The following is a 16,918-nucleotide window of genomic DNA, read 5'->3' as shown; positions in this document are numbered from 1 at the left end:
TCGATGGAAACACCGGAGCCGCCAGATGCCGATACGGTATCCGAGCCGGGGAAGAGAGCCTGTTTTAGGCAGTGTTCCTTTGGAGGTATTTGTCTCTTTTTGTGATATACTGCCAGATATTGAAAATAATTCAGTTTTTGAAATTTGGATTTAATCCGGGAGATTTTGAGTTGAGTATTCGTTTATTCGTTGCCGTGATTTCATTGATGGCTTTTCTTGGCTCTGGTCACGCGGCCGAACAGTACAGGCTTTCCGGCGGTGAGACGCTGGAGCTTCGCGCCGGCGCCTGGGATGCCCGTAACAAGACCTTTGCCAACTGGGACGGCGTTGCCGGCTCCTACAAGATGGCGCCGGATGGCAATATCTACGTTCCGATTGCGGGTGCCGTGGAAGTCGTCGGCAAGACCCTGGACGAGGTCGCGGAGACAATTGCCAGCCGGATGCAGCGCATCGTCGGCCTGACGGAATTACCCGCGGTGTCTGTCGAAATATCGCGATATGCGCCTGTGTTCGTGGGGGGCGCGGTCACTTCCCCTGGCCAGTTTGACTTCACACCCGGCATGACGGTCGAAAAAGCTCTGGCGATTGCCGGCGGTTTTTATCGCCTTCCGAACGAAGAAGGGACACGGGAGACATCGCTCACCAAGATAACGGGAGAGATCAATCAGCTGCGCGGAACGGCAGCCGGTCTGGCGGAGCAGGAAAAACGGCTTGAACAGGAAGTCCAGCTTTATTCAGCGGAAGAGCTGCCTGATACGGTCGAGTCGCAATCCACTGATCCGGTGCAGTCCAAGATCCTTTCAGCCAACATCAAGGTGACCAAGGCGGAGCTCCAGAGCCTCAAGGATCTTCGTGTGCTGCTTACCGAGAAAATTTCCCAGCTGTCCGAAGAAATCACCCTGCGCGACAAACAGATCGAACTGGCCCGCAATGATCTCGCATCCATGGAGCACCTGAAGGAGAAGGGGCTGGCCGTAACGACGCGTGTGTCCGCCGCCAACACGGCCCTCAATGACCTTGAGGCAAAACGCCTGCAGCTTGAAGTCGCGCGTCTCGATGCGGAGCAGCGTCTCAATCTCGCAACGCGAGAGGCCGCGACCCTGTTCGACAAGACCCGTGGTCAGAAGCTCTCCGAACTCACGGTAGTGAAATCCAAGCGTTTTGACGTGGAAGCCCGTCTTGAACTGGCCCACAAGGTCTACGCCGAGGCGCTGGCGACGTCCTCTGTCGATACTTCGGCGCAGGATAGCATCGTCACGCCTTCCTACAGGATCTCGCGGTTCGAGAATGGCGAGATGAAGAGTTTGAACGTCGATCTGAACGCCTTCATGCGTCCCGGTGACAGTCTGACAATCACGCTGGCAATTTCCGAAACAGCGTCCAAGTAGGTCTGGTGCAGTGATGAGACGCATTCGAGTATTGTATCCGTTCGTCGGCGGACCTGTTCTGGGCGGGAGTCACATCTCGGCGCTCAGCCTTGCCGCCTCGCTTGATCCAAGTCGGTTCGAGGCGCGTGTCCTCGTTCATTTCGAGCCTGGGGCCATTGGCAAAAGGGCGCGGGATCTGGGCCTTGATTACGAGGTGCTGGAGGACACGCCGCTGATGTCGTCGCCTGGCCTGCCTTTGCCCGGTCGTGTCGGCGCGCTGGGCTATATGACGCGAACATTGCCTGCCTTGCGGCGGACGCTGAAACAGATCGATCCCGACATTGTGCATACGAACGAAGGGCGCATGCATGCCAACTGGATCGTGCCGAGCAAATTGTCCGGTTGCCGTCACCTCTGGCATCATCGTCAGGACCCGGCAGCCAGAGGTGCCAACACGCTCGCCCCATTGCTGGCCGACCACATCGTAAGCGTTTCCCATTACGCGATGCCATCGCGTCCAATCCGGTCTCTCGGCGAGCGATCCAGCGTGATCCGCAGTCCGTTTGATTTTCCGGCCGTCCGGCCCGACCGCACAGCCGCGCATGCCGCGCTTTGCGAGGAACTCGGCGTGCCGGGGGACGCGGTACTGCTCGGATATTTCGGCTCGATTATCAAACGCAAGCGTCCGGACGGCTTTGTTCGCGCGGTTGACGCCGTTCGCCGCGCCTTGCCGGATCGCCAGGTGCACGGATTGCTGTTCGGAGATGCCGTCGACGCAACCCAGGGGCTGGACGAAACTTGCAGGGAACTGGTCAGCAGCCTCGGGCTGGCGGACAATTTCCATTTCATGGGCTTTCGCTCACCGGTCTTCGAGGCCATGAGCGGTGTCGACGTCATGCTCGTCCCGGCCGTCAACGAGCCCTTTGGCCGGACCCTGATCGAGAGCATGTATCTGGGCACACCGGTCGTCGCGACGCGTCACGGCGGAAACATTGAAGCGATTGCGGACGGTCTGACGGGATTTCTCGTCGAACCGGATGTTCCGGAGAGCTTTGTTGACCCTGTCAGCAACCTTATCAGCGACCCTGCGCTGCAAACCCGGATTGCTGACGCCGCACAGGCAGATGCCGCGGCCAAATATGGGGCAGAACGCCACGTTTCCGAGATTTCCCGCCTTTACGAACAACTTTTCGAGGGCCCTCAGGTAGCAGGTACCGCATATGCTTGATTCAAATATTCGATTTCTGATTTTCGGCGCCGCCAAATCCGCAACGACCTGGCTGCAAAGATCACTGGAGCGCAGCCCGACGATATCGATGCCCAGTCCGGAACTGCATTATTTTTCCGATGAGTATCACCGTGGATCGGACTGGTATCTGTCTCAGTTCAACTTCGACAAGCCGGACGCTCTTGTCGGAGAAAAGTCCAATACCTATCTCACTGTTCCTGAAGCCGCGGAGCGAATCCGGCGGGATCTTCCAGATGTCCGGCTGGTCGTGCAGATGCGGGAACCCGCCGCGCGTGCCTACTCCGATTATTGCATGCTCTTGCGGCGGGGGGAGGTCTCCCGAAACATCGAGGATCATCTCGATCCGGCCAGGGCGGCGGACCAGCGGTTCATCAACAACGGCCGGTATGCCCTGCATCTTCGCCGGTTCTACGATCTGTTCCCGGCGGAACAGATCCTGCTGCTGTTGTTCGAGGATATCCGGCGTGAGCCAGAAACTCAGCTCGCCCGCCTTGCCTCCCATATCGGTCACGAGGCGCCCTTGGCCCCCCCGGTGGACAGCAAGGTCAAGGACAAGAACGCGGCCATGGTTCCTCTGCCCCTGCGCAAGGTGCTGAAGCCGTTTCGGCCGGTCCTGGACGGCGTTCGGCACACAAAGCCAATCAAGGTTCTTCGCGACGCCGTTGCCCGGCCGCAGGAATATCCGCCATTGAGCCCGGATCTGGAAAAAAGGCTGCAGGACTTCTTTGCACCGGAAGTCAGTGAACTTGAGCAACGGATGGGGAAACCGCTCGACGCCTGGCGCGGCATGCACGGGATCTGAGCGGATGGACGAATTTGCCAGCGACGGTTTCGAGATAGGGCCTGGAACGGGCTCTGGCGCGCCGGTCATGCATGTGATTACGAATTTCGCTGCCAGCGGCGGTGCGGAAACCATGCTGGCAAGACTGTTGGCGGCGACTGCGGATCCGACAGTCGTTGTGTCCCTGATCGATGTTTCCGAGCGCAATCTGAATTTGGCCGGACGCCCGGATGTGGACTATCATTCGCTCAACGCCCGTGGAGCGCTGCAGATGCCGGGCGCGATAAGGAGCCTGACTCGGCTTATGCGGCAGAAGCGTCCGCGCGCAGTGCTGTGCTGGATGTATCATGCGATGGTTGTCGGCACCGTGTCGGCGCGGCTTGCGGGCGCGCCGCCCGTCTACTGGACGGTGCGCCAGGCGCTTGACGACCCGCGCAGCCTGACCCGGAGCACTCGCCTTGCTGTTGCAGGCGCACGCATGCTTTCGTCCCGCGCTGCGGGCATCGTCTACAATTCTGCACGGGCGAAAGAGCAGCACGAACAGTATGGTTATGCCGCGCGATACGGCAAAGTCATACCGAATGGTGTGGTGGTGCCGGAGTTCGCGGAGCGTGCGCCAGGTAAGGCCCGCGTGTTCGGTATTGCCGCACGGTTTCATCCGCAGAAGGACCATCTGACCTTCTTCCGGGCCGCGGCCCAGATCGCAGCGCAATTTCCCGATGCCCGCTTTGTCGCCGCAGGCCACGGTCTCGATGAGCGCAACAGCGAGGTCATGGCCCTGGTGGCGGAAGCAGGGCTCGATCCGTCACGCCTGAAACTGCTCGGCGAATTGCGTGACATGGAGGATTTCTATTCGCAGATAGATGTTCTTGTCCTGTCATCGCGGACGGAGGGCTTCCCGAATGTGGTCGCTGAAGCCATGAGCCACGCCCGCCCGGTGGTCACCACCGATGTCGGCGACGCGGCGCTTATCGTGGCAGACACCGGCAAGGTGGTTTTGCCGGGGGATCCGGATGCATTGTCCGAGGCAATGGCGGACTTCGCCCAGCTGACCGCCGATCAGGTCGCAGATCTCGGACAAAGGGCTCGAGTGCGCATCGAGAAGAATTATCAGGTGAAGCATATCCTCGATGAATACCGGGAGGTTCTGTCGCAGCGCCTTCCAGCGTAACGGCACACTTGGTGCTTCAGACGCCTATTTTCGGTGGCCCATTTGCTCCTTCAGCGCGGCGTCCAGTTCGTCGAGCGACGTTATCTCCACATGGGCCGCGTATGCGTCCTCTTTCGCGTGTGGTGAATGGACCGCCCCTGTCCGCCGGATTTGAACGGTGATCCAGCCGCGTGCTTTTGGGGTCACGAAATCCTTGGCGGGATTGTCGGCAACGTAGACCATCGGTCCGCCATCTGCTGCACGTTCTTCCATTTCCTCGTAAGCGCGAGGATGCGGCTTGCCATATCCTTGCGGCCAGTCTCCGGTCTTGCGGATATGGTCAATCCACTGCTCAACCCCGAGGGAAACGATCTTGGCGTTTTGAGTTGCCGCCGGTCCGTCGGTTATCAGGCCGAACGGACCACTATGGTGCTCGAGATAACGGGCCGCGTCCGGAGCCAGCGTAATTTGTGGCGTGTGGCCGCGGTAGGCCGCAACAAGATCCGGGATCAGATTGCCGTCCCCGCTGTGACCGAGACTTTCAAGCGCGCGATTGAAGATGTGGCGCCGCTCACCTTCCTCGAACAGCATCTGGCAGGCATTGCCAAAGCCGGAGATGCCTTCACGCTGTTTCATCCACCCGTCGAGATAGCGATAGCCGCTGAACGCAAAATCCCGCTCCAGGTAGAGCGTATCGTCCAGATCAAAAACAATCATCACGATCCACCGCACAAAGGGTTCCAAGCCGACAGGTCCCTGCTTCGGGAAATGGTAACCGAAGCAAGCGCGGACCTGTTGCGTGGATGCCGACGAAAGGCCAGCACGGCTGCCGGACGTCTTGGATGGTCAGCCGTCATAGACCGCGCTGTCGTACCGGAGCATTTTGACATTTTCTCGCCAGTCATCATTTGCACCGCACGGACGATCCAGAACTTCCTCAAGCAGCCATTGCGCAAAATAGGCGCCGGCATGGTCGGCCAGCGGATAACCGCCACCGAATCTTGCATTGATTTCAATGACGCGCGGTCCAAGATCCGGGTCGTCGATCACCTGAAAACAGGCTACGCCTGTCAGGCCGGGCAAGGCACGGTGCACGCCTTCGGCGATCTGCCGGAAATCGTCGCGACGAACCGTTTTCCCCTTCTCGACTTCACCCGCGCGGATCTGAATGCGCAGATGGGGAACCACGGTTTGCAGCTGGCCGCCTTTATCGACGAACATGTTGATCGTGTATTCTGGACCACGCAGAAGCTGCTGGAACACCATGGGTTCCTCAAAACTGTCGGGCAGTTCGTTGATGTTCTGAAACACCTGCAATCCCCGGCTGGCACTGCCGCCACTTGGCTTGGCAAACACCGGCCAGCCGAGCGCATCCGGATCGGCGAGCAATGCTTCGTGTCCCAGCGATCCGGGGACGGGCACGCCAGCCGCTTCAAGCGTTTCAGACGTCAGCCGCTTGTCCCTTACAACTTCGATGATGTCAGTCGGGGCAACATGCAGCCGTGCTCCCAGCTGGGCGAAATCGTCCGCTACGCTCGCAAGCGGCATCAACTCCGGGTCAATCGTCGGAACCACCAGATTGACCTGATTGTCACGAACGATATCGAGAATAGCCTTGGCATAGCCGGGGTCATTGCATCGGGGCACGGCAAAGGCCCGGTCCGCAACTGCGCAGGCCGCGCTTAAATCCGGCACGAGGTCACAGGCAAGTATTTCCAATTGGATGCCCAGGCGTTCGGCGGCAGATCGAAAGCACTGAAGCAATCCAACGCGGCGTCCTGCGGAACAAATCAATAGTCGCAATTCTTTGACCGGCACAACAAACTCTCCGGAAATGTGAGGGGCAATTCAAAATGAATATCAAATCAGTAAACAAGCCGACTTCGACCGTAGGGGGACTATAGACAGCCCTTTTGATTTTGTGAATTCAGATTTACGCTCCTCATGCAGTTGGCGTGTTGTTTTCGACTGTCACCACGAACCATTGGCATGGCGTCGCCGGTATCAAACACCTGATGTCCCGGTTTGATCGGCTCCTGGTCGCCGGGTTGACCATGACCCTCAACCTTTCCGCGTCGATGGCCTCACTGCCAAACGCACGACGCCAAGGCCGCCAGTTGAAGATGCATAATAGCCGGCGAATTTCGCATTGGATGTCGGCAAAAAGTGCAAAAAGATCAGTCGTTTGATTGGTCTGAACGGGGAACGTTCTCACCTGCTTTGTTGGATTGGGTCCTGAAATAAATTTCACAAAAAGAAATAAATACCAAAAGAGTTTGACGGTTTCCGGGGGCTGCTCTTATCCATGAAGTCGCTGGGATAAAAACCAGTGATTGAAATTTCTTGCATCGAAAAAGCCTCTGATGGGCTGGACTGCAAGAGTGGGAGGAGCAGCGTCGGGTCTGTCTGCGTGGAGAGGAACGCAGGCGGGATTTCCTGACAATCTGAAATCAATCACCCAACGGAGGTTCGGCTGCTTGCGGCCGGGAGACCGCGGGTCCAGGGAGGAAACTATGGGCACTTCTATTTTCAAGGGAATTCTGGCTTCTGGCATGCTGTCAGCCGCTGTCCTGACGGCTGCTCCGGCGGCTGCGGACGGTTTGAAATGCGAGCCGGGCGAAACCTACATCATGAACGTCATGGTCTCTGGTCATCCTTATTGGGTGCCGGTCTATCAGGGCTTCAAGCAGGCTGCGTCCGCGTTCGGCTGCGAGACGATCTTCTCCGGTACGCCGGACTACGACATCACCAAGCAGATTGCATCGTTCGAGCAGGACATGGTCAAGCAGCCTGCCGGTGTTCTGCTGCACCCGATGCAGTCCGACCCGTTCATTGAGCCGATTGACCGGGCGGTCGACAGCGGCACGGAGATCGTCACCTTCGCGGCGGATTCTCCGAAGTCCAAGCGCAGTGCCTATGTCACCTCCGATAACCTGGCCGAAGCCAAGTTTGCGGCCGAAGAAATCGTCAAACAGGTTGGCGACAGTGCCGAATATGCGGTTCTTGAAAACCCGGGTCAGTCGAACCACGACCTGCGCGTAACCGCGCTGATCGACTACATGGAAAAGAACTACCCGAACATGAAACTGGTCGGCCGTCAGGCAACCAACCAGGACAGCAACGCCGCCTACCGGGCAACGGCCTCGATCCTTCAGGCCAACCCGAACCTTGCCGCGCTCTGGATCCCGGAAGCCGGATCGGCTGAAGGGGCTGTCGCAGCGGTGCTGGAAGCGGAAGCCAAGGTGCTGATCATGCATGCGGATGTCACGCCGACTACGCTGGAGCACATCAAGGCGGGCAACATCCATATGGCGCTGAACCCGAACCAGGGCATGCAGGGTTTCATGGGCTTCATGGCCGTGTTCCTGGCTGCGCACTCCGACGTGTTCGATCCGTTCAACGATTACAAGGTGTCCGGCTACAACCCGGTGCAGATCCCCTACGTCGACAACGGCTTTGCCGTGATTACCAAGGAAAACGCCGATAGCTTCGATCTCAACGCCTACATGGAAGGCCGCGATCCGAGCTGACGAACCGGCCGGGGTCCTGTCGCGCCCCGGTCGATATGGCGGGCTGTCTGTTGTTGATGAAGCAGATCAGGCAGCCCGTTCTTTTCCGGAACTTTGAGCAAATCGGCCTCGCCATGACTGACGATGTGATCCTGAAGATCTCCAATCTCTCGAAATCCTTCGGGCCTGTCCAGGCGCTGAAGGGCGTGGACTTCGAACTGCGCAAAGGCGAAATCCACGCGCTTGCCGGGGAGAACGGCGCCGGCAAATCCACGCTGATGAATATCATCGACGGCATCTTGCAGCCGGACAGTGGCGAGATTTATTTAGACGGCAAACCAGTTGTCATTTCTTCGCCCGCCGTGGCGCAAAAGCTGGGCATCGGGTTCGTTCACCAGGAGATCGCGCTGTGCCCCGATGTCACAGTTGCCGAGAACATCTTCATGGCGACGACCAATGTCAGCCGTTCCTTCCTGATGAACTACCGCGCGCTTGAAAAGAGGGCCACCGAGGTGCTGGGCCAGCTTGGCGACATCGATCCGGCGACACTTGTGCGAGATCTTTCGATTTCCCACCAGCAGCTCGTCGAGATCGCCAAGGCGCTGACGCTTGACTGCCGGGTGCTGATCCTGGACGAGCCGACAGCAGCGCTGACCGAGAAGGAAGCGCAGGTCCTTTTCAAGATCATGCGCCGTCTCGCCGGCAAGGGCATCTCGATCATCTACATCTCCCATCGCATGGTCGAGATCTTCGACAATTGCGACCGGGTTTCCGTCTTCCGGGATGGGAAATACATCACCACCCGCAGTGTTGCCGAGATCCAGCCCGACGACGTGGTCAATGCCATGGTCGGCCGGGTGATCGACGAGCTTTATCCGCGCAAGCAGTCTGACAGCGAAAAAACGGATGACATCATTCTGGATGTGCGCAATCTGAGCGAACGCACGCGGTTCAAGGATGTCACGTTTCAGCTTCGCAAGGGGGAAATCCTCGGCATTGCCGGACTGATCGGTGCCGGGCGCAGCGAAATCGTGAAGGGCATCTGCCGGCTTGAAGGCGACGTCACGGGCGAAGTCTCGCTCAACGGGCGCCAACTTTTTCTGAAGACTTATCGCGACAGTATTTCCGAAGGCATCGTTTATCTGTCGGAAGACCGGAAGGGCGACGGCATCTTTCTTGACATGTCGATTGCCGCCAATGTGTCCGCCCTCAAGCTGGAGCAGGTCGCAACCCCCTTGGGGTTGATTGCGGGTGCCAGGGAAGAGGCCCAGGCGGAAAGCCTCGGCAAGCGTCTGAACCTCAAGTACGGCGCGCTGTCCGACCCGGTATCCTCGCTCTCCGGAGGCAATCAGCAAAAGGTCGCGATTGCGAAAATGCTGTCGGTCAATCCGAAGCTGATCTTCCTGGACGAGCCGACGCGCGGCGTGGATGTGGGCGCGAAGGCAGAGATCCACCGTATCTTGCGCAATCTCGCCAGCAGCGGGGTCGGTATTCTGGTGATTTCTTCAGAGCTGCCGGAACTGATCGGTGTTTGCGACCGTGTGCTGGTGGTCCGGGAGGGGCGTATCAGCGGCGAGGTGACGGGCGCACAGATGACAGAAGAAAACATAATGCACCTGGCGTCCGTGGGCGCCAAGGCGACCATACATTAATCGTGGGGGGAATCATGGAAGACGCCGTCTCCGTGGCAGGCGCGCCGAACGGCAAACCGGCGGACGTCTCGTTTATCCGCAAGCTGCTGCGCATGCGTGAAACGGGACTCATCGCAATCATTCTCGTGCTGTTCATCGTGATGTCCTTCGCCTCACCCTACTTCCTGACGTGGGTGAACATGCGTGCCATGGTCATGGCCTTTGCGGTGGAAGGCATCGTGGTGGTCGGCATGACCATCCTGCTGATTTCGGGCGGTATCGATCTCTCGGTCGGTTCAGTGACGGCGCTGGCTATGGTGATTGCCGGGTGGCTGTTTCTCAATGGTGTCGATCCGTGGGTGGCGTCGGCGATTTCAATCGCCGCCTGCACGGCAATCGGGGCCTTCATGGGCTTCTTTGTCACCCGCGTCGGCTTGCATCATTTCATCGTATCGCTGGCAATCATGGTGATTGCCCGGGGCGCATGCCTTCTGGGCACGGGCGGGCGTCCGCTCGGTCTCTTCACCCTGCCGCCGGAATTCAAGTTCATCGGCCAGGGCTCCATCGGACCGATCCCGATCGTCATCGTGATCTTCCTTGTGGTGGTGATCGGTTTCGACTTCCTGCTGCGCCGCACGACCATGTTCCGCAAGGTGTTCTACACCGGCAGCAACGAGAAGGCGGCGGCCTATTCCGGCATCCGCACCAAGCGGGTGGTGTTCTTCACGACGACCCTTTGTTCGGCACTGTGCGGTGTTGCCGGCATCATCTACATGGCCCGCTTCGGCTCGGCCCAGCCGACCTTCGGCATTGGTATGGAACTGAACGTGATTGCGGCTGCCGTCATCGGCGGGGCGAGCCTCAAGGGGGGCTCCGGGACCATATTCGGGGCAATCCTGGGGGCGGTGCTGCTGTCGGTGGTCTCCAGCTCGCTCGCGCTTCTGGATGTCTCGGTCTACTGGCAGGATATCATCCGTGGGTCCATCCTGCTGACGGCCGTCTCCATCGACCATTATCTCGTCAAGAAACGCGCCTGACCCGGCACCAGCTAAGAGGCAATCCGATGGCGGACAAGAAAAACGATATCGAGCTGATGCGCCAAATGCACACGGTCCTCGTGCTGCATTTCCTGGAAGGCAAGAAGCAATCGGAGATCGCCGAACTGCTGAACCTGTCGACGTCCAAGGTCAACCGGCTGATCACCCAGGGCCGCAAGATGGGCATGATCAAGATCGATATCGAAAACCCGTTCCAGCGGCTGACGGATCTGGAGAATCTGCTGGAACAGGCGACGCCGCTTTCCAAGGCGCTGGTGACCTCGTCTGTCGAGGGCAGCCCCAACACGACGCTGAAGCAGGTCGGGCTTGCCGCAGCCAATCATCTGGTGGAGACCATCCGCGACGGCGACATCATTGCAATCACGGGCGGCAAGGCGGTCGGTGCGGTGGTGCAGAACATAGAGGCGGACCGGAAGTTCGACGTCACCGTTGTGCCGCTGACCGGTGGGGTGCAGGGCAAGTACCACACGGACGTCAACCATCAGGCGAGCCTCATGGCCGAGAAACTGGGTGGCACCGCGCTGCAGCTTCATGCGCCGCTCTTTGCCGAAAGCCGTGAGCAGCGCGACATGCTGATGGAAGTCGCCTCCATTCGCCAGGTTCTGGATCTGGCCCGGCAGGCGACCATTGCTCTTGTCGGCATCGGCTCCATCGCGGCGCCCGGGTCGAGTTACTACGACCTGCACCCGATGCCGGAATCGGATCGCAAGATGCTGATTGGCAGCGGCGTCAGTGCCGAATTTCTGGCCTACCTGATGCGCCAGGACGGAACGGTGGCCGATTACGCACTCAATTCACGGCTGGTTGCCCTGGCACCGGAGGAGCTGCGGCGCTTCAAGCGCGTCATCGGGGTGACTTCGGGCGACGAAAAGATCTGGCCGATCCGGGCGGTCCTCAACGGAAACTATCTGAATTCACTCATCTTGGACGAGAACACCGCGGGAGCGGTCCTTGCAACCATGGAAGGCAAACAGAATGTTGCATGAAATGCTGACACGCGAGATCGGACGTTCCAGCATCAAGGCGTCGGCTATCGGGCTCGGCACATGGGCCATCGGTGGCTGGATGTGGGGCGGCACGGATGAGGCCAAGTCGATTTCCGCAATCCAGGCCTCCATTGACGAAGGCGTCAGCCTGATCGACACTGCGCCGGCCTATGGCCAGGGGCTGGCGGAAGAGATCGTCGGCAAGGCTATTGCCGGTCGGCGCGACAAGGTGGTGCTGGCAAGCAAATGTGGCCTCGTCTGGCACACGCAGAAGGGTAATCACTTCTTCGATTACGACGGCAAGCCGGTGCACCGCTATCTCGGCAAGGATGCGATTGTCTACGAAGTCGAGCAGAGCCTGAAGCGGCTCGGGACCGATTACATCGATCACTACATCACGCATTGGCAGGACCCGACCACGCCGGTGTCGGAAACCATGGAGGCCCTGGAGACGCTGAAGACCCAGGGCAAAATACGCTCGATCGGCGCCAGCAACACGACCGTCGACGATGTGAAAGCCTATCTGGCTGCCGGGCAACTGGACGCCATCCAGGAAGAATATTCGATGATCAAGCGCGACATCGAGGAAACCCATGTGCCGCTCTGTCTTCAGGAAAAGGTCTCGGTGCTGAGCTATTCGTCGCTCGCGCTGGGCCTTCTGACCGGCAAGATTGGCCCGGACCGGACCTTTGAAGGCGATGACCAGCGCAAGGACAATCCGCGCTTCTCGGTCGTAAACCGCCGCAAGGTTGCCGAGCTGATGGGCGCGATTGCACCGATAGCAGATGCCCATGGGGCGACAAAGGCCCAGGTGGTGATCGCCTGGACGCTGCAACAGCCGGGTATCACCTTCTCGCTCTGCGGGGCGCGTGATCCGGAGCAGGCGCGGGAGAATGCAAAGGCAGGGCGTCTCAGGTTGTCGGAGGAGGAAATCGGGGTCATCGGCAAGGCTGCCGCGACCCATCTGACAGACCTTGCGGCTTAAGAGATTTCGATAGTGACATTGGAAAGGGCGCCGGACACCTGTCCGGCGAACGGGGAAGGCATGTCCGAACAACGGCAAGAAAAATGGGACCGCATCGTGCGTGACGGCGCCTTCGATGCCGTTGTCGTCGGCGGCGGTATCAACGGGATCGGGGTCTACCGGGATCTGGCGCTCCAGGGCGTCAGGGTGTTGCTTGTGGAACGCAATGACTTCTGCTCCGGGTGCAGCTCGGCGCTGTCGCGCATGATCCACGGCGGATTGCGCTATCTGGAAAACGGCGAGTTCGATTTGGTGCGCGAATCCTTGCGGGAACGCGATGCACTGCTGGTCAATGCGCCTCATCTGGTGCATCCATTGCCAACCGTCATTCCCATCGGCTCGCTCTTTTCCGGTCTGTTGAACAGTGCGGCAAGTTTCGTCGGCTTTTCGGGCCAGCCCGCCAGCCGGGGCGCGGTGCCGATAAAGCTTGGATTGACGCTCTACGACTGGGTTACCCGCAAGCGCCGCCTGTTGCCGAAGCATCAGTTTCGTGGGGCAAAGGCGACCCGTGACACCTGGCCGGGTCTCTCCGGTGCCATCCGCTGTTCGGCCACCTATCACGATGCCTGGATCAGCCACCCGGAGCGGCTGGGGCTGGAGCTTGTCAGGGACGTGGAAGAGGCGGCGCCGGACTGTGTCGCCCTCAACTATGCCTGTCTTGAGCCGGAGGGGGATGAGTTTTTCCTGCGCGATGAGGTGAGTGGGCGCAGGGAAAAAATATCGGCGAAGATCATCGTCAACGCGACGGGCGCATGGCTGGACGATGCCATCGACGAGCTGGCCGGCAATTCCGGCCACGAACGGTTGGTGTCAGGCACCAAGGGGTCTCACCTCATTCTCGATAATCCCGCGCTGGAAAAGGCGCTTGGCGGCCATATGGTCTATTTCGAGAACGCGGATGGCCGGGTCTGCATCGTCTTTCCGTTCTTCGGCAAGGTGCTGGCCGGGTCGACGGATATTCGCGTCAAGACGGCCGAGCGCGTGCGCTGCGAACCGGAAGAGGAGGCCTATATCCTGGGCTCGCTCCGCCTTGTCTTTCCGGAGATTGATTTCAGCGCGGAGGATATCGTCTTCAGTTACAGCGGCATCCGGCCGCTGCCGAAGAGCGATCATGACTTTACCGGCCGGATTTCCAGAGGCCATTTCACCACACGCATCGAAGGCCCCGTTCCGCAGATTTGCATGATCGGCGGCAAATGGACCACGTTCCGTGCCTTTGCCGAACAGGCAGCCGATGAGGTGCTTGGCGCGTTAGGCCGGACGCGGAAAGTACAAACCCAGACGCTTCCCATCGGGGGCGGCAAGGGCTTTCCGCAAGCGGCGACGGTCCTGGAGCATGACCTTGCTGCCAAATACGACATCAGTTTGGGTCGGGCGACCCATCTTGCAGGCACTTACGGCACAACGGCGGTGAAACTGCTGGCGTTCTGTCAGGGGCGTCCGGACGATCAGGGTCTTGCCTCCGGGACAGAGATCACCGCAGCGGAAGTCGCCTTTCTTGCGCGGCATGAAAACGCGGTGACCCTTGCCGACATCGTCTTGCGGCGGACGACACTCGCCATCAGAGGGCTGCTGAGTGAGGAACTTCTCGACAAGCTGGCTGCCATTGCCGGTGAAGAACTCGGCTGGTCCGAGGAGGAGTGCAAGGATCAGCGCGACCGGCTGATTGAAGACCTTTCCACCTATCACGGCGTCTCCCTCGACGGCCGCCGGAACGAAGACATGAGCAGGAGCAGAATATGCGTTTGAGCCCGAAAGCCCGGATGAACCGGATGTTCACCCATGGCGGCTGTCTGGATGTTGCCGTCGATCACGGCGTGTGCAACGAACCGAGCTTCATGGTTGGTCTGGAAGACATGGCAGGCGTTGTCGATACGCTGGTCAAGGCTGGCCCGGATGCGATCCAGATGGCCTACGGTCAGGCGGACCTGTTGCAATCGCGTCCGGAAAAAGACAAGCCGGCGCTGGTGATGCGCATCGACATGGGTAACCCCTACAATGACCAGCGCCACCGGGTGATGTGGTCGCTGCTGCAGAATGCCGATGAGCCGATCATTGGCGCGCTGGAGATGGATGCCGCCTGTGTGGTGGTCAATCTGTTCATGCTGCCGGACGAGCCGGAGCTGTTCCGCCAATGCGTTGAGAATATCTCCAGGGTGCGTGCAGCCTGCCACAAGTACGGCATGCCGCTGATGATCGAGCCGCTGGTGATGCTGCCGAATGATATCCGAGGCGGTTATCAGGTCGATGGCGATGCGGACAAGATCGTGACCCTGGTCCGGCTGGCAAGCGAGATGGGAGCGGACATCATCAAGGCCGACCCGACCGAGAATGCAGACGACTTCCACCGGGTGGTGGAAGCGGCGCGGGTGCCCGTTCTGGTGCGCGGCGGCGGCAAGGAAGACCTGAAGACCGTTCTCAACAAATCCGCTGCGCTGATGCGTCAGGGCGCCAAAGGCATGGTCTATGGCCGGAACATCTACCAGCACGACAATCCGAAGGCGGTGGTTGCGGCACTGATGGCGATGATCCACAACGGTGCTGACGGCGACGAAGCATGGGACATCTACAACCGTGGCTGACGACAGGACTTATCTGCTGGGGCTCGATGCCGGTAACACGGTGATCAAGGCTGTCCTGTTCGATCTGGCGGGCCGACAGGTGGCGATGAGTGCTCTGGACGGGCAATCGTTTTCACCCGCTCCCGGACATGTGGAACGGGATCTCGGCGAGCTGTGGCGCAACGCGCAAACAGTGATCCGCGATTGCCTCGACAAGGCGGGTGTTGCGCCGTCACAGATCGCGGCGGTCGGATGCGCCGGGCATGGCAACGGGCTTTACCTGCTGGACAGGAACCATCAACCGCTGCTCGGCATCCAGTCGCTGGATACGCGGGCGGCAGATCATGCAGGCAAGCTGCGTGAGGCGAATGGCGACCGGCTGCATGAGCTGTGTCTGCAGGAGCCCTGGCCGTCGCAGACACCGACGCTGCTTGCCTGGATCAAGGACAACCGGCCGGACCTTTATGCCCGAGCCGGAACCGTGCTGCTATGCAAGGACTTCATCACCTTCAAGCTGACCGGAGAACGTGTCAGCGATATTTCCGATATGTCGGGATGCGGTTTGCTGCGTTTGCCGGAGAACAGCTACGACACCGCGCTTCTGGATCTCTATGGCATCGGCGAAGCCGAAGCGATGTTGCCGCGTCTGGTGGAGCCGGTGGAAATCGCCGGTCACATTACAGCCGAAGCTGCGAAGGCAACCGGACTGATGGAAGGCACGCCTGTTGTCGGCGGTTATTTCGATGTGATTGCCAGTGCGCTCGGGTCCGGGGTCATCCATCCCGGCGAAGCCTCGATCATTGCGGGTACCTGGAGCATCAATCAGGTGTTTTCCGAAGCGCCGATTGTCGACAAGGCCATGTTCATGGCCTCCGGCTTTGGGCACGGTCGTTTCGTCAACATCGAATCCAGCGCGACCTCGGCCGCCAACCTGGAATGGTATGTGCGAGAGCTGGTGGAGCGCGGTGAACATCACGACGACCCGTTCAGCTATTGCAATGCAAGGATCGCGGAAGTCACGCCCGCAGCAGACGATCCGTTCTTTCATCCGTTCCTCTACGGCTCCCGCCTCGGGGCGGATTTCCGTGCCGGCGTCTATGGTCTGGCCGGCTGGCATACGGAAGGTCATCTGCTCAGGGCCTTGTTTGAAGGCGTCGTCTTCGAGCATCGTCGACATATCGAGGTGCTCGGGAGCGCTGGGGCCGCCTTCGACCGGGCGGTGCTTTCCGGAGGCGGGTCGCGCAGTCCGGTCTGGCCGCAAATGTTCGCCGATTGCCTGGGTGTGCCGATCACCGTTGCCGAGGCCCGCGAGACGGGCGCGCTGGGCGCGGCAATCGGGGCCGGTATCGGTGCGGGCCTGTTTGCCGACTACGAGGCAGCGGTCGCGGCGATGACCCGTGTGCAACGGGAATACCTGCCGGATGAGGCGATGAAACTTCATTACGACCGGCGCTACGGGACCTATTGCAGACTGACAGAAGCCCTGCGGCCCATCTGGGCGGAAACCCAGGCGGTGGGCCAATAGTCCTCTTGGAGGAATTGCCGAGACGCCAGGATGTTCTACTGTGAGACCAACAGCCAGGCGAAATTGCACCAGCGGGC

Annotated in this window: 14 protein-coding genes; 12 read left to right on the top strand and 2 right to left on the bottom strand. The window is 59.8% G+C overall.

Annotated features, from left to right (window positions below; genetic code table 11):
- Positions 1–170 precede the first annotated feature (170 nt).
- From FMN63_RS06170 to FMN63_RS06155, 4 genes are read left to right on the top strand one after another with little or no spacing between them, the layout of a single operon-like run.
- On the top strand, positions 171–1,388 hold the full coding sequence (locus FMN63_RS06170) for a polysaccharide biosynthesis/export family protein (RefSeq protein ID WP_148583065.1): 1,218 nt from the start codon (positions 171–173) through the stop codon (positions 1,386–1,388).
- A gap of 13 nt (positions 1,389–1,401) precedes the next feature.
- Positions 1,402–2,595 carry a glycosyltransferase family 4 protein gene (locus FMN63_RS06165; protein ID WP_148583064.1) on the top strand — a complete coding sequence of 398 codons (1,194 nt, stop codon included), beginning with the start codon at positions 1,402–1,404 and terminating at the stop codon, positions 2,593–2,595.
- Entirely contained in the window at positions 2,588–3,418 is an 831-nt protein-coding gene (locus FMN63_RS06160) for a sulfotransferase family protein (protein ID WP_148583063.1), read from the top strand. Before FMN63_RS06165 ends, FMN63_RS06160 begins: the two co-directional genes overlap by 8 nt.
- A gap of 4 nt (positions 3,419–3,422) precedes the next feature.
- The gene (locus FMN63_RS06155) at positions 3,423–4,568 is read left to right on the top strand and encodes a glycosyltransferase (protein WP_148583062.1); all 1,146 of its coding nucleotides are present in this window, start codon (positions 3,423–3,425) and stop codon (positions 4,566–4,568) included.
- Between the two features lie 24 nt (positions 4,569–4,592).
- Here the strand turns inward: FMN63_RS06155 and FMN63_RS06150 are convergent, their stop codons facing one another.
- Positions 4,593–5,264 (bottom strand): HAD family hydrolase, encoded by a 672-nt coding sequence (locus FMN63_RS06150; protein ID WP_148583061.1) that lies wholly within the window; start codon positions 5,262–5,264, stop codon positions 4,593–4,595.
- A 129-nt stretch (positions 5,265–5,393) separates the two neighbouring features.
- On the bottom strand, positions 5,394–6,365 hold the full coding sequence (locus FMN63_RS06145) for an ATP-grasp domain-containing protein (protein WP_353619142.1): 972 nt from the start codon (positions 6,363–6,365) through the stop codon (positions 5,394–5,396).
- A gap of 695 nt (positions 6,366–7,060) precedes the next feature.
- Here FMN63_RS06145 and FMN63_RS06140 point away from each other — a divergent pair.
- The 8 genes from FMN63_RS06140 (at position 7,061) to FMN63_RS06105 (ending at position 16,841) form a co-directional block, all read left to right on the top strand.
- Positions 7,061–8,077 (top strand): substrate-binding domain-containing protein, encoded by a 1,017-nt coding sequence (locus tag FMN63_RS06140; protein ID WP_148583060.1) that lies wholly within the window; start codon positions 7,061–7,063, stop codon positions 8,075–8,077.
- A 113-nt stretch (positions 8,078–8,190) separates the two neighbouring features.
- Entirely contained in the window at positions 8,191–9,708 is a 1,518-nt protein-coding gene (locus FMN63_RS06135; RefSeq protein ID WP_148583059.1) for a sugar ABC transporter ATP-binding protein, read from the top strand.
- Positions 9,709–9,800: 92 nt separating this feature from the next.
- Positions 9,801–10,724, top strand: a complete 924-nt coding sequence (locus tag FMN63_RS06130; protein ID WP_209000974.1) for an ABC transporter permease — start codon at positions 9,801–9,803, stop codon at positions 10,722–10,724.
- Positions 10,725–10,750: 26 nt separating this feature from the next.
- Complete coding sequence (locus FMN63_RS06125) at positions 10,751–11,731, top strand: sugar-binding transcriptional regulator (protein WP_148583057.1); 981 nt, start codon at positions 10,751–10,753, stop codon at positions 11,729–11,731.
- Entirely contained in the window at positions 11,721–12,716 is a 996-nt protein-coding gene (locus tag FMN63_RS06120; RefSeq protein ID WP_148583056.1) for an aldo/keto reductase, read from the top strand. The genes FMN63_RS06125 and FMN63_RS06120 overlap by 11 nt, the downstream gene beginning before the upstream one ends.
- Before the next feature lie 60 nt (positions 12,717–12,776).
- Positions 12,777–14,504, top strand: coding sequence for a glycerol-3-phosphate dehydrogenase/oxidase (locus FMN63_RS06115; protein ID WP_162529987.1), 1,728 nt, complete (start codon positions 12,777–12,779; stop codon positions 14,502–14,504).
- On the top strand, positions 14,495–15,337 hold the full coding sequence (locus FMN63_RS06110) for a class I fructose-bisphosphate aldolase (RefSeq protein ID WP_148583055.1): 843 nt from the start codon (positions 14,495–14,497) through the stop codon (positions 15,335–15,337). The genes FMN63_RS06115 and FMN63_RS06110 overlap by 10 nt, the downstream gene beginning before the upstream one ends.
- On the top strand, positions 15,330–16,841 hold the full coding sequence (locus tag FMN63_RS06105; RefSeq protein WP_148583054.1) for an FGGY-family carbohydrate kinase: 1,512 nt from the start codon (positions 15,330–15,332) through the stop codon (positions 16,839–16,841). The genes FMN63_RS06110 and FMN63_RS06105 overlap by 8 nt, the downstream gene beginning before the upstream one ends.
- Positions 16,842–16,918 lie beyond the last annotated feature (77 nt).

It is taken from the genome of Stappia sp. BW2 (genome assembly GCF_008107695.1).
Taxonomy (GTDB): Bacteria; Pseudomonadota; Alphaproteobacteria; order Rhizobiales; family Stappiaceae; genus Roseibium.
Note: the sequence above shows the minus strand (reverse complement) of the source record. Positions and strands in the feature narration are given on the sequence as shown.